This is a genomic window from Streptomyces sp. NPDC014801 (genome assembly GCF_043082085.1).
Classification (GTDB): Bacteria; Actinomycetota; Actinomycetes; order Streptomycetales; family Streptomycetaceae; genus Streptomyces.
Genome location: NZ_JBIBXG010000015.1, coordinates 196,002 through 208,372 on the forward strand (window position 1 = coordinate 196,002; position 12,371 = coordinate 208,372).

Here is a 12,371-nt window from a genome sequence, read left to right on the forward strand (position 1 = left end):
ACGTAGTTTCCTACAACTCTACCCGCGTAGAAATTTTGTGCGGGTAGTCTGAAGGAACCTGCTCAGCACCACACACCGGGAGTGCCAGTGGCACGCGTCGTAGTCGACGTCATGCTCAAGCCGGAGATCCTCGACCCCCAGGGCCAGGCGGTCCAGCGTGCGCTGCCGCGCCTGGGTTTCGACGGGATCTCGGACGTCCGTCAGGGAAAGCGATTCGAACTGGAAGTTGAGGGTCCGGTCGACGAGGCCGCCCTCGCCCGCATTCACGATCTTGCGGAGTCCTTCCTCGCCAACACCGTGATCGAGGACTTCACCGTCAAGGTCGAGGAAGTCGCGGAGGCCGCGAAGTGACCGCTCGTATCGGCGTCGTCACTTTCCCGGGCTCTCTCGACGACCGGGACACGCAGCGCGCGATCCGCCTCGCGGGCGCCGAACCCGTCGCCCTGTGGCACAAGGACAAGGACCTCCACCAGGTCGACGCCGTGGTGCTGCCCGGCGGTTTCTCCTACGGCGACTATCTGCGCGCCGGGGCCATCTCCCGCTTCTCGCCGGTGATGGAGACCGTCATCGAGCAGGCGAAGGCCGGTATGCCGGTCCTCGGCATCTGCAACGGCTTCCAGATCCTCACCGAGGCCCACCTGCTGCCCGGCGGCATGCTCGGCAACGACCACCTGCACTTCATCTGCCGTGACCAGAAGCTGCGGGTGGAGAACGCGGACACGGCCTGGACCGTGGACTACGAGCAGGGCCAGGAGATCCACATCCCGCTGAAGAACATGGACGGCCGCTACGTGGCCGACCAGTACACGCTGGACGAGCTGGAGGCCGAGGGCCGGGTCGCGTTCCGCTACCTGGACGTGAACCCGAACGGCTCGCTCAACGACATCGCCGGCATCACCAACGAGGCCGGCAACGTCGTGGGCCTCATGCCGCACCCGGAGCACGCCACGGAGCCCCTCATCGGCACCGGCCGCACCGACGGTCTCCCGTTCTTCACCTCGATCCTCAAGAAGCTGGTCAACGCATGAGCCGGACGCCTCTGGACACGGTCGAGCACGCGGCCGCGACCCCCGACGTCGAGCTGCCCTGGGCCGAACTGGGCCTGAAGAAGGACGAGTACGAGCGCGTGGTCGAGATCCTCGGCCGCCGGCCCACCGGTGCCGAGCTCGCCATGTACTCGGTCATGTGGTCCGAGCACTGCTCCTACAAGTCCTCCAAGGTCCACCTCCGCCAGTTCGGCGAGAAGGCCCCCGAGAACGACGCGATGCTGGTCGGCATCGGCGAGAACGCCGGTGTCGTCGACGTCGGCCAGGGCTACGCGGTCACCTTCAAGGTCGAGTCGCACAACCACCCGTCGTACGTGGAGCCCTACCAGGGCGCCGCGACCGGCGTCGGCGGCATCGTCCGCGACATCATCGCCATGGGCGCCCGCCCGGTGGCCGTGGTCGACCCGCTGCGCTTCGGCGCCGCCGACCACCCCGACACCAAGCGCGTCCTGCCCGGCGTGGTCGCCGGCATCGGCGGCTACGGCAACTGCCTGGGCCTGCCCAACATCGGCGGCGAGGTCGTCTTCGACGCCTGCTACCAGGGCAACCCGCTGGTCAACGCCGGTGCCATCGGTGTGATGCGGCACGAGGACATCCACCTCGCCAAGGCGTCCGGCGCCGGCAACCAGGTCATCCTGTACGGCGCCCGCACCGGCGGCGACGGCATCGGCGGCGCCTCCATCCTGGCCTCCGAGACCTTCGACGACGCCAAGCCCTCCAAGCGTCCCGCCGTCCAGGTCGGCGACCCCTTCCAGGAGAAGCTCCTCATCGAGTGCACCCTGGAGGCCTTCAAGGAGAAGCTGGTCGTCGGCATCCAGGACCTCGGCGCGGCGGGCCTGTCCTGTGCCACGTCCGAGCTGGCGTCCAACGGCTCCGGCGGCATGCGCGTCACCCTGGACGACGTCCCCCTGCGCGACTCCACGCTCTCGCCCGAGGAGATCCTCATGAGCGAGTCGCAGGAGCGCATGTGCGCGGTCGTCGAGCCCGACAAGGTCGAGCGCTTCCTGGAGATCTGCGAGAAGTGGGACGTCATCGCCACCGTCATCGGTGAGGTGACGGACGGCGACCGTCTGGAGATCTTCTGGCACGGCGAGAAGATCGTCGACGTCGACCCGCGCACGGTCGCGCACGACGGCCCGGTCTACGAGCGCCCCTACGCCCGCCCGTCCTGGCAGGACGAGTTGCAGGCCGACGACGCGAACAAGCTGCCCCGCCCGGCGACTTCGGACGAGCTGAAGGACCAGGTCCTGAAGCTGGTGGCCTCCCCGAACCAGGCCTCCAAGAAGTGGATCACCTCGCAGTACGACCACTTCGTGCAGGGCAACACCGTCCTCGCCCAGCCCGAGGACTCCGGCATGATCCGCATCGACGAGGAGACCGGCCTCGGCGTGGCCATCGCCACCGACGGCAACGGCCGCTACGCCAAGCTCGACCCGTACACGGGCGCGCAGCTGGCCCTCGCCGAGGCCTACCGCAACGTCGCGACGACGGGTGCCAAGCCGCTCGCCGTCTCCGACTGCCTGAACTTCGGCTCGCCCGAGGACCCGGCGGTCATGTGGCAGTTCGCGGAGGCCGTGCGCGGTCTGGCGGACGGCTGCCAGCAGCTCGGCACCCCGGTGACCGGCGGCAACGTCTCGCTGTACAACCAGACCGGCGAGGCCGCCATCCACCCGACCCCGGTCGTGGCGGTCCTCGGCGTGATCGACGACGTGGCCCGCCGCACGCCGGTCGCCTTCCAGGAGGAGGGCCAGCTCCTCTACCTGCTCGGCGACACCCGTGAGGAGTTCGGCGGTTCGGCCTGGTCGCAGGTCGTCCACGACCACCTCGGCGGTCTGCCCCCGCAGGTCGACCTGGAGCGCGAGCGCCTGCTCGCCGAGATCCTGATCGCCGCCTCCCGCGACGGCATGATCGACTCCGCGCACGACCTGTCCGACGGCGGCCTGATCCAGGCCGTGGTCGAGTCGGCGCTGCTCGGCAACAAGGGCGCCCGTCTGATCGTCCCGGACGGTCTGGACGCGTTCACCTTCCTCTTCTCCGAGTCGGCGGGCCGCGCGATCGTCGCGGTGCCGCGCTCGGAGGAGGTCCGCTTCAACGACATGTGCGGTGCCCGAGGTCTGCCGGCCACCCGCATCGGTGTCGTGGACGGCGACACGATCGAGCTCCAGGGCGAGTTCGAGCTGTCCCTGGAGGAGCTGCGCACGGCCCACGAGGAGACGATCCCGGCGCTGCTGAAGTAACGCCGGCCGTACGACGCCGAAGGCCCCGCCCGCTGCCCGCCGGGCGGGGCCTTCGGCGCGCCGCGCGGACCCGCGTGGCATGTCCCGGTGGTGCGCGGACCGGCGTCGCATGTCCCGGTGCCGGGCGACCCCCGTCGCATGTCCCGGTGCCGCGCGGACCCGGTCGGAAACCCGCCTGAGCGCACCCGCCGTCAGGGCATAGGCTCGCCGCCATGCCCACGGCGAAGAAGCGCACCAGGACCTACGACCCCGCCAAGATCCGCACCGCCGTCCACGCCCAGTTCGGGCACGTACGGCAGGCGGTCGCCGCCCTCACCCCCGAACAGCTCGCGCTGCCCACGCGGCTCGGGGAGTGGACGGTGCGGGACCTGGCCGCGCACCTGACGATGACGGTCGCCGCCGTCAGCCGTGCCCTGGAGCGGGAGGAACCGGCGACGGCGGACCTCGCGCTGCTCGACTACGCGTCGGCGACCGCCCCCTTCGCGGAGGCCATCGCCACCGGAACCCGGCAGCTGGCGGCCGCCCAGCCCGACCTGGACGCCCTCTTCGCGCGCACCGAGCAGGAGCTGGCCGAGCGCCTCGACGCGGCCGGCGCCTCCCGTGTCCTGGACATCCGGGCCGGCGGCATCACGCTCACCGACTTCCTGGTCACGCGCGCCCTCGAACTCGTCGTCCACACCGACGATCTGAACGCGGCCGTGCCCGGCCTGGACGTCCCCCTGGACCGGCAGGCCCTGGCCGCCTGCACCCGGCTGCTCGCCGACACCCTCGCCGCGAAGGCGCCCGGCGGTGCCACGGAGGTGCGGATCCCGCCGTACGCGGTCGTGCAGTGCGTGGAGGGCCCCCGGCACACCCGCGGCACCCCGCCGAACGTCGTCGAGACCGACCCGCTGACCTGGATCCGGCTGGCGACCGGGCGGCTGGAGTGGAAGGACGCCGTCGCCGACGCCAAGGTCAGCGCGAGCGGGGAGCGGGCGGACCTGAGCGGCCTGCTGCCGCTGCTGACCTGACCCCTGCGGGAATGACCCTCGCGGGAGTGACCCTCGCGGGAGTGACCCTCGCGGGAGTGACCCCGGATGACCCCAGCGGGAATGCCCCCGGGAGGGAACCGCCCGCTCGCCCGTCCCGTCCCAGCGGTATGGACCGGCACACGCAGCGCACGACCCTCCTGGCCGCCGCCGTGCTCGTCCCGCTGGCGGCGGCCTGCGGAAGCGAACAGGCGGGGCAGGACCCGGGCAGCGGCTCGGTGCGCCCCGAACCCTCCGTCACCGGCACCGACTGGCGCATCGCGAGCATCAGCGACAACGGCCGCACCGAGCACCCCGGCAGTACCGCACACCTGAGCTTCGACGCCGCGCGGGGCAAGGCCGGCGGCCGTCTCGGCTGCAACCACTTCAGCGCCACCGCCACCGTGCGCGACGGGCGTATCACCCTGGGGTCGCCGACCACGACCCGAATGATGTGCGACGCCTCACTCATGCGCACCGAGCGAACCCTGCTCGGCGTCTTCAACAGCACGCTCAAGTACCGCATCGAGCACGGAACCCTCACGTTGACCTGCGCAAACGGAACGATCATCCGGGCCGTCCCGCAGAAGTGATTCTTCCGGGCCCGGTGTCCCCAATTCGGACCAGTGGTCGATCTCGCCTACACTCGGGGACGTGCCACGTGGTGACGGTCGACTCAATCACGATCTGCTTCCCGGCGAAAAAGGCCCCCAGGACGCTTGCGGCGTCTTCGGCGTCTGGGCTCCCGGTGAAGAGGTCGCAAAGCTCACGTACTTCGGGCTCTACGCCCTCCAGCACCGGGGTCAGGAATCCGCGGGAATCGCGGTCAGCAACGGCTCCCAGATCCTCGTCTTCAAGGACATGGGCCTTGTGTCCCAGGTCTTCGACGAGACCTCGCTCGGTTCGCTCCAGGGTCACATCGCGGTCGGACACGCCCGCTACTCGACCACCGGCGCCTCCGTGTGGGAGAACGCCCAGCCGACGTTCCGCGCCACCGGGCACGGCTCCATCGCGCTCGGCCACAACGGCAACCTGGTGAACACCGCGCAGCTCGCGGAGATGGTCGCCGAGCTGCCCACCGAGAACAACAGCCGCTCCACCCGGGTCGCGGCGACCAACGACACCGACCTGCTGACGGCCCTGCTGGCCGCCCAGGTCGACGAGGACGGCAAGCCGCTGACCATCGAGGAGGCCGCGCACGTCGTCCTCCCGAAGGTGCAGGGCGCCTTCAGCCTCGTCTTCATGGACGAGCACACCCTCTACGCCGGCCGTGACCCGCAGGGCATCCGCCCGCTGGTCCTCGGCCGTCTGGAGCGCGGCTGGGTGGTGGCCTCCGAGAGCGCCGCCCTGGACATCTGCGGCGCGAGCTTCGTACGGGAGATAGAGCCGGGCGAGTTCGTCGCGATCGACGAGAACGGCCTGCGCACCTCCAGGTTCGCGGAAGCAAAGCCCAAGGGCTGTGTCTTCGAATACGTGTACCTGGCCCGCCCGGACACCGACATCGCCGGCCGCAACGTCTACCTCTCCCGGGTCGAGATGGGCCGCCGCCTCGCCAAGGAGGCCCCCGTCGAGGCCGACCTGGTGATAGCGACGCCGGAATCCGGCACCCCGGCCGCCATCGGCTACGCGGAGGCCTCCGGCATCCCGTTCGGCGCCGGCCTGGTGAAGAACGCCTACGTGGGCCGGACCTTCATCCAGCCCTCGCAGACCATCCGCCAGCTCGGTATCCGCCTGAAGCTGAATCCGCTCAAGGAAGTCATCAAGGGCAAGCGCCTGGTGGTCGTCGACGACTCGATCGTCCGCGGCAACACCCAGCGCGCCCTGGTGCGCATGCTGCGCGAGGCGGGCGCCGCCGAGGTCCACATCCGGATCTCCTCGCCGCCCGTGAAGTGGCCGTGCTTCTTCGGCATCGACTTCGCCACGCGCGCGGAGCTCATCGCCAACGGCATGACCATCGACGAGATCGGCACCTCGCTCGGCGCCGACTCGCTGGCCTACATCTCCATCGACGGCATGATCGAGGCGACCACCATCGCCAAGCCGAACCTGTGCCGCGCCTGCTTCGACGGCGAGTACCCGATGGAGCTGCCCGACCCGGAGCTGCTCGGCAAGCAGCTGCTGGAGACCGAGCTGGCCGCCGGCCCCGCCGCCACGGCCGCCGCCGACGCCATCCGCCGCCCGTAGGGCGCCGCATCACCTGCCGTACGACACGAAAGTTCTCCTCACCATGTCTGAAGCAACTGGTGCCTCCTACGCGGCTGCCGGCGTCGACATCGAAGCGGGCGACCGCGCCGTCGAACTGATGAAGGAGTGGGTGAAGAAGACGCAGCGCCCCGAGGTCCTCGGCGGCCTCGGCGGGTTCGCCGGCCTCTTCGACGCCTCCGCCCTCAAGCGCTACGAGCGGCCCCTGCTGGCCTCCGCCACCGACGGCGTGGGCACGAAGGTCGACATCGCCCGTCAGCTGGGTGTCTACGACACGATCGGCCACGACCTGGTCGCCATGGTCATGGACGACATCGTGGTGTGCGGTGCCGAGCCGCTGTTCATGACCGACTACATCTGCGTCGGCAAGGTCCACCCCGAGCGGGTCGCCGCGATCGTCAAGGGCATCGCGGAGGGCTGCGTGCTGGCCGGCTGCGCCCTGGTGGGCGGCGAGACGGCCGAACACCCGGGTCTGCTGGGTGCGGACGACTTCGACGTCGCGGGCGCCGGCACGGGCGTCGTGGAGGCCGACCGGCTGCTCGGCGCGGACCGCATCCGCACGGGGGACGCGGTCATCGCCATGGCGTCCTCCGGCCTTCACTCCAACGGGTACTCGCTGGTGCGGCACGTGCTGCTGAACCAGGCCGGGCTGGCCCTGGACGCGCACGTCGAGGAGCTCGGCCGCACGCTCGGCGAGGAGCTGCTGGAGCCGACCAAGATCTACTCGCTGGACTGCCTGGCGCTGATGCGGACCGCGGAGGTGCACGCCTTCAGCCACATCACCGGCGGCGGCCTCGCCGCGAACCTCGCCCGGGTGATCCCGGACGCGCTGCACGCCGTGGTCGACCGCTCCACCTGGACGCCGGACCCGATCTTCGACCTCGTCGGCCGCACCGGGAACGTGGAGCGGCTGGAGCTGGAGAAGACGCTGAACATGGGCGTCGGCATGATGGCGATCGTGCCGCAGGAGTCGGTGGACGTGGCCCTGGCCACACTGGCCGACCGCGACGTGGAGGCGTGGGTCGCCGGCGAGATCACCGAGCGGGGCGCCCACACGAGCGGCGCGGAACTGGTCGGCGACTACGCGTCGTGAGATCCGGCCCCCCGGGCTCCTGCGCGCTCGACGTGCGCGGGGGCCCGTGCGGGGCGGGAATCAGTGACGGCAGCACGAAACCCGGTCCGGTGCCGAAGGGCCCCGGACCGGGTGAGGCGCGAGAGCCGCGCGGCGTTACGCGCCGCGACGGTGTTGTGAGGACCTGCCGTCCTCGTCCTCCTCGTCGTCGTCCTCGTAGAGGTCGGCGTACCGGGAGTACAGGTCGTCGTCGTGCTCATCGTCCTCGAAGCGGTCGCCGTTCGGCGACTGGTTCGACGTCGATGCGCCCAGCTCCTCGGCCAGGCGTGCGAGGTCCGTCCCACCGCTGTTGTACTTCAGCTGGCGGGCGACCTTCGTCTGCTTGGCCTTGGCCCGGCCGCGCCCCATGGCTCGACCCCCTCAACGACGGGGCTCGACGGCCCCAGAGTCTGACACGCGTTCATGATCCGGAACGGACTCTCCGCAGAGAGGCCGGTCCGTAGGGCTTCCACGGTACCTGAGCCCGCGCCCATACGGTACGTCGCCCGCAGCACGCGCGTGTGCACAGGACCACCGAGGCGCCCTGTCCTCGCTGGTCAATGGCGATTTTAACCACTTATCCGAGGACGACCCGCCGGTGGAAGTGAGAGTTCTCTCGAAGTCTCCACCGGCAGGTACCGCACGAACACGTGTGCAGCAGGTGCGCACGGCTATGCGGAACGTCAGCGTCCGCGCTTGGCCGCGGCCGCCTCGGCCATCCGCTGCTCGGCGATCCGGTCGGCCGCCGCGGCCGGCGGAATGCCGTCTTCCTTCGCACGTGCGAATATGGCCAGCGTGGTGTCGAAGATCTTCGACGCCTTCGCCTTGCACCGGTCGAAGTCGAAGCCGTGCAGCTCGTCGGCGACCTGGATGACGCCGCCCGCGTTCACCACGTAGTCCGGGGCGTAGAGGATCCCGCGGTCGGCGAGATCCTTCTCCACGCCCGGGTGGGCGAGCTGGTTGTTCGCGGCACCGCAGACCACCTTCGCGGTCAGCACCGGCACGCTGGCGTCGTTCAGCGCGCCACCGAGCGCGCACGGGGCGTAGATGTCCAGGCCCTCGGTGCGGATCAGCGCCTCCGTGTCGGCGACCGCGCTCACGCCCTCGGGGTGCCGGTCGAGGATCCGGCGCACGGCGTCCTCGCGCACGTCCGTGATCACGACCTCGGCGCCCTCGGCCCGCAGGTGCTCCACCAGGTGGTGGCCGACCTTGCCGACGCCGGCGATGCCGACCTTGCGGCCGCGCAGCGACGGGTCGCCCCACAGGTGCTGGGCGGAGGCGCGCATGCCCTGGTAGACACCGAAGGCGGTGAGCACGGAGGAGTCGCCCGCGCCGCCGTTCTCCGGGGAGCGGCCGGTGGTCCAGCGGCACTCGCGGGCCACGACGTCCATGTCGGCCACATAGGTGCCGACGTCGCAGGCGGTGACGTACCGGCCGCCGAGCGAGGCGACCATGCGACCGTAGGCGAGCAGCAGCTCCTCGGTCTTGTCCCGCTCCGGGTCGCCGATGATCACGGCCTTGCCGCCACCGTGGTCGAGACCGGCCATGGCGTTCTTGTACGACATCCCGCGCGCGAGGTTGAGGGCGTCGGCGACGGCCTCCTCCTCCGTGGCGTACGGGTAGAAGCGGGTGCCGCCGAGGGCGGGGCCCAGCGCGGTGGAGTGGATGGCGATGACGGCCTTCAGGCCGCTGGCGCGGTCCTGGCAGAGCACGACCTGCTCATGACCCCCCTGGTCCGAGTGGAACAGGGTGTGCAGGACACCAACAGGTGCGCCGGTTACGTCGGTCACGGTGGTGACTCCTGAGTAAGTTGCGGCGAGTGGAGAAGGGGCGCCCGTGCGGGTGGCGGGGCCCCATTGGCATGAGAGTAGAGCCTGTGCCCGCCCGCCGACCGCGCAGTGCCGCAGATCACCTTCTCAGGGAGTACGCCCGCGTACGCGCGTGCGCGGCCGTGCGACGATTTGCATGGATTTCCCGCAGGGTGTGGACGCGGGCCCGCAAGGTTTCCCGCCCGGCCCGCGGGGGAGGGAGCAGGCGTGCCCAAGGTGTCCTCGGTGACCGTCCCGTACGCGGCGTATCTGCGCGTGTACGAGCCGCTGGCCGCCTTCCCCGAGCCGGAGCGCGGCCACTGGACGCGCTACGCCCGCCGCCCCGGGCGCCCCTCCTACCAGGACGAGCTGCGCCGCTCCCTGGCCGACCTGCTGCCCACGCCGCCCATCGCCGTGCCGGTGCACGAGAGCGACGACGCCTTCGTGCTGGAGGTCGACGGCGTGGTGTGCGTGTGCCCCTGGCGGACCCGGCTGCGCGGCTGGCAGGCGCTGGCCGGCCTGGACGAGGAACTGCCCCGGCCGGTCCTGGACGCCGTCCTGCCCGAGGTGGTGCGCCGGCAGGCCGTCCAGGACTACGAGCGTTGGCGCGAGCGCAACCCCGACGCCCGGCCGTGGATCCGCACCGCGACCTGGCAGGTGCCGCTGAACTGGTTCGTGCTGGTCTCCGACGAGGAGCGGGAGTACGACAAGGGCTCCGCCGACCTGGCCCCCGTACTGCGCTACCGCACCCCCATGGTGCAGGCCCGGCGCCGGGTGGCGCGGGCGCTGCGCACCCTGAAGGACACCGTGGACGAGGGGCCGCTGGTCGAGGGCGTGGTGGACGTGGGGCGCTGGCTGGAGGAGTTCCACCCGCGCTCCCTGGTGGAGCTGGACTACGGCGGCCTGGTGCACGCCCTGCCCGCGGGGGCCCTGGAGGACGACCACTCGGCGGCGGACGTGGCCGAGGGCATCGCCGCGCTGCGCCGCGGGGACGGAGCGGCGGCCGGTGCGGCCTACGGGCGGCTGGTGGAGCGCTGGCGGTCGGTGCGGGACCTGCGGTCGGCGAACTGACGGTCCGGCAGGTCCGCGGATAACGGTTCCGACAGACGTTCGGGTGACGTGATCTCCGTCACGGCCGTGACGGCCGTCGTCGGCGTACGGTCGAGCGCGCCCGGCGTACTGCCTGCTACGCGAGTTGACGGGACGTAGGTCCCGGATCCGGGCGTTTGTGTCAAGCGTGACAGACCGCACGTACACGCCCCTTGCGCCCCTTACCCGCCCTCGTGCCAAAATAGGACAAGGAGTCCGGGGAGGGCTCCTTCTGCCCAACTGTGCTCCACTGTGGGCGGAATCTCAGCATTGCACGCTTTGGGGGGTCTGGTGACTCCTGATCGCCCTGTGACTGATCGTCACAGTGGCGTGACTGTCCGCTATGGCATGGTCCATCGGCTTCCGTCGCTGATGAACACCTGGGAGGGCAATTCCATCGGTTTGGCCGACGCGGCTGGACAGATGGTGTAGTTGTAGTGCCGAGGACAAGCCGTTCGTCCTATAACCGACTCGACTCGCGTCCGCCATTTCGGGCAACGCGGGTCAAGGTGCAGAATTTAGAGGAAAGAACCGAGAAGGTTCGGTTCTCCCGAGGAGGCCGCTCATGACCGCTCGCACCCCTGATGCCGAGCCGCTGCTGACCCCGGCTGAGGTCGCCACCATGTTCCGCGTCGACCCGAAGACGGTCACGCGCTGGGCGAAGGCCGGCAAGCTCACGTCGATCCGTACGCTCGGCGGGCACCGCCGCTACCGCGAGGCCGAGGTCCGCGCTCTGCTCGCGGGCATCCCGCAGCAGCGCAGCGAGGCCTGAACAACTGAATAACGGGCGAAACGCCAGGTCCCCCAACCTGTCGGGAAGCCCGGAACCACAGCTCCAAGCGACGCGGGGACTGCCCCAACAGGCCCCACGCCCACACGGAACGCAAGGGTGCGTCGTCGATCGCGCTGGACTCCGCCGGGTCCAGCGCGATCTTTTTTGTGCGCGCTGTGCGGGTTGTGGGCGTCCTGGCGGGGCTCTGTGCGCGGCCTTGTCGGAGTCTGGTGGGAGCCTGCGGAACGGGTCTGACGCAGGTGCAATTGCACATATTAAATTGAGGCGTTGTAGGAGTGGGGTAAGAACCCGGGCTCCGAAAACTCATGCGGTGACTCCCGTCACACGCCTGGATCCTTGTAGCCCGGTGCCGGCGTGCGCTAATGGAACCTCGCGCTCCAGTTTCCGCCGGGCGTACGGGTGTTGGGCATGCGGCCGCGGCTCACGTCTCCTCGGGCCGCTCCTCCTCGGCGGCCTGGCGGGCCGGCGGTGGGCTCGCCGGCTGCGGGCTCGCCGGAGCGGAGGCCAGCGCCAGCCGCAGCAGCTGGTGGCAGACCGCGCAGTGGCGGGTCGCGTGCCGGTACGACGAAGCGGCCGACAGATGCGCCCGGAGCAGCGCCCGCGTCTCATGCCTGGCCGATGCCGCCATACGCCACCTCCGTCAGCCCCGAGGGGAACGGGCCCGTCTTTCTGGGGTACTGGCGGAATGTGACGCCGTCAAGGCCACGGGGCCCCTGCGGGGGGCTTGCGGGGCGCCAAGGGCGCCGCATGTCGAGCCCCTGACGACGCCACAGGCGCCTGAACGCCATGGGGCGGCGAGAAAGCGCCTGCCCGCGCCCGGACGAGCCCTGACGGCCGCCACGGCGCCACGGGTGTCGAGGGGCCCGCCCGACTGGACGTAGCGGAAAACGCTGAAGGCCCGTCCGGAACTGGACGGGCCTTCAGCACTGCGGTGGAACGGCGAAGGGCCCGTCCGGTACTGGACGGGCCCTTCTTGCTGCGGTCCTGACGGGATTTGAACCCGCGGCCTCCACCTTGACAGGGTGGCGAGCACTCCAAACTGCTCCACAGGACCAGGTTTCGCGGCGCTTGCCGTGCT

Annotated in this window: 12 protein-coding genes and 1 tRNA gene; 9 read left to right on the plus strand and 4 right to left on the minus strand. The window is 70.5% G+C overall.

Annotated features, from left to right (window positions below; all coding sequences use genetic code 11):
- Nucleotides 1-87: 87 nt before the first annotated feature.
- The 7 genes from purS to purM all read left to right on the plus strand — a co-directional run bounded on the left by purS (nucleotide 88) and on the right by purM (nucleotide 7,585).
- The gene (gene purS / locus ACF1AL_RS33450) at nucleotides 88-351 is read left to right on the plus strand and encodes a phosphoribosylformylglycinamidine synthase subunit PurS (RefSeq protein WP_276111848.1); all 264 of its coding nucleotides are present in this window, start codon (nucleotides 88-90) and stop codon (nucleotides 349-351) included.
- The gene (gene purQ, locus ACF1AL_RS33455) at nucleotides 348-1,028 is read left to right on the plus strand and encodes a phosphoribosylformylglycinamidine synthase subunit PurQ (RefSeq protein ID WP_391661777.1); all 681 of its coding nucleotides are present in this window, start codon (nucleotides 348-350) and stop codon (nucleotides 1,026-1,028) included. The genes purS and purQ overlap by 4 nt, the downstream gene beginning before the upstream one ends.
- Entirely contained in the window at nucleotides 1,025-3,283 is a 2,259-nt protein-coding gene (gene purL, locus ACF1AL_RS33460) for a phosphoribosylformylglycinamidine synthase subunit PurL (RefSeq protein WP_391778236.1), read from the plus strand. The genes purQ and purL overlap by 4 nt, the downstream gene beginning before the upstream one ends.
- A gap of 212 nt (nucleotides 3,284-3,495) precedes the next feature.
- Nucleotides 3,496-4,293 carry a sterol carrier family protein gene (locus ACF1AL_RS33465; RefSeq protein WP_391778237.1) on the plus strand — a complete coding sequence of 266 codons (798 nt, stop codon included), beginning with the start codon at nucleotides 3,496-3,498 and terminating at the stop codon, nucleotides 4,291-4,293.
- 128 nt (nucleotides 4,294-4,421) lie between these two features.
- Nucleotides 4,422-4,883: an META domain-containing protein gene (locus ACF1AL_RS33470; protein ID WP_391828492.1), complete on the plus strand. Its 462-nt coding sequence runs from the start codon at nucleotides 4,422-4,424 to the stop codon at nucleotides 4,881-4,883.
- A gap of 61 nt (nucleotides 4,884-4,944) precedes the next feature.
- Nucleotides 4,945-6,474, plus strand: coding sequence for an amidophosphoribosyltransferase (gene purF, locus ACF1AL_RS33475; RefSeq protein WP_366840814.1), 1,530 nt, complete (start codon nucleotides 4,945-4,947; stop codon nucleotides 6,472-6,474).
- Between the two features lie 43 nt (nucleotides 6,475-6,517).
- Nucleotides 6,518-7,585, plus strand: coding sequence for a phosphoribosylformylglycinamidine cyclo-ligase (purM, locus tag ACF1AL_RS33480; protein ID WP_366840815.1), 1,068 nt, complete (start codon nucleotides 6,518-6,520; stop codon nucleotides 7,583-7,585).
- Nucleotides 7,586-7,720: 135 nt separating this feature from the next.
- Here purM and ACF1AL_RS33485 read toward each other — a convergent pair whose 3' ends face one another.
- Together ACF1AL_RS33485 and ACF1AL_RS33490 are read right to left on the minus strand one after the other, a co-directional pair.
- Entirely contained in the window at nucleotides 7,721-7,972 is a 252-nt protein-coding gene (locus ACF1AL_RS33485) for a DUF3073 domain-containing protein (protein ID WP_384213467.1), read from the minus strand.
- 314 nt (nucleotides 7,973-8,286) lie between these two features.
- Nucleotides 8,287-9,393, minus strand: a complete 1,107-nt coding sequence (locus ACF1AL_RS33490; protein WP_384213464.1) for a Leu/Phe/Val dehydrogenase — start codon at nucleotides 9,391-9,393, stop codon at nucleotides 8,287-8,289.
- A gap of 246 nt (nucleotides 9,394-9,639) precedes the next feature.
- Here ACF1AL_RS33490 and ACF1AL_RS33495 point away from each other — a divergent pair, with 246 nt between their 5' ends.
- Nucleotides 9,640-10,482: a hypothetical protein gene (locus tag ACF1AL_RS33495; RefSeq protein ID WP_391702439.1), complete on the plus strand. Its 843-nt coding sequence runs from the start codon at nucleotides 9,640-9,642 to the stop codon at nucleotides 10,480-10,482.
- Between the two features lie 583 nt (nucleotides 10,483-11,065).
- Entirely contained in the window at nucleotides 11,066-11,272 is a 207-nt protein-coding gene (gene bldC / locus ACF1AL_RS33500; protein WP_003949541.1) for a developmental transcriptional regulator BldC, read from the plus strand.
- 442 nt (nucleotides 11,273-11,714) lie between these two features.
- On the opposite strand, the gene ACF1AL_RS33505 is transcribed toward bldC, so the two are convergent.
- Both ACF1AL_RS33505 and ACF1AL_RS33510 read right to left on the minus strand, forming a co-directional pair.
- Complete coding sequence (locus ACF1AL_RS33505; protein WP_384213460.1) at nucleotides 11,715-11,921, minus strand: DUF6274 family protein; 207 nt, start codon at nucleotides 11,919-11,921, stop codon at nucleotides 11,715-11,717.
- A gap of 351 nt (nucleotides 11,922-12,272) precedes the next feature.
- Nucleotides 12,273-12,347 (minus strand) — tRNA-Asp (locus ACF1AL_RS33510).
- Nucleotides 12,348-12,371: the final 24 nt, after the last annotated feature.

Coding starts and splice junctions, on each gene's coding strand:
- ACF1AL_RS33470 (WP_391828492.1), top strand. CDS start 4,422: ATGGACCGGCACACGCAGCGCACGACCCTCCTGGCCGCCGCCGTGCTC.
- purM (WP_366840815.1), top strand. CDS start 6,518: ATGTCTGAAGCAACTGGTGCCTCCTACGCGGCTGCCGGCGTCGACATC.
- ACF1AL_RS33465 (WP_391778237.1), top strand. CDS start 3,496: ATGCCCACGGCGAAGAAGCGCACCAGGACCTACGACCCCGCCAAGATC.
- ACF1AL_RS33485 (WP_384213467.1), bottom strand. CDS start 7,972: ATGGGGCGCGGCCGGGCCAAGGCCAAGCAGACGAAGGTCGCCCGCCAG.
- bldC (WP_003949541.1), top strand. CDS start 11,066: ATGACCGCTCGCACCCCTGATGCCGAGCCGCTGCTGACCCCGGCTGAG.
- purL (WP_391778236.1), top strand. CDS start 1,025: ATGAGCCGGACGCCTCTGGACACGGTCGAGCACGCGGCCGCGACCCCC.
- ACF1AL_RS33505 (WP_384213460.1), bottom strand. CDS start 11,921: ATGGCGGCATCGGCCAGGCATGAGACGCGGGCGCTGCTCCGGGCGCAT.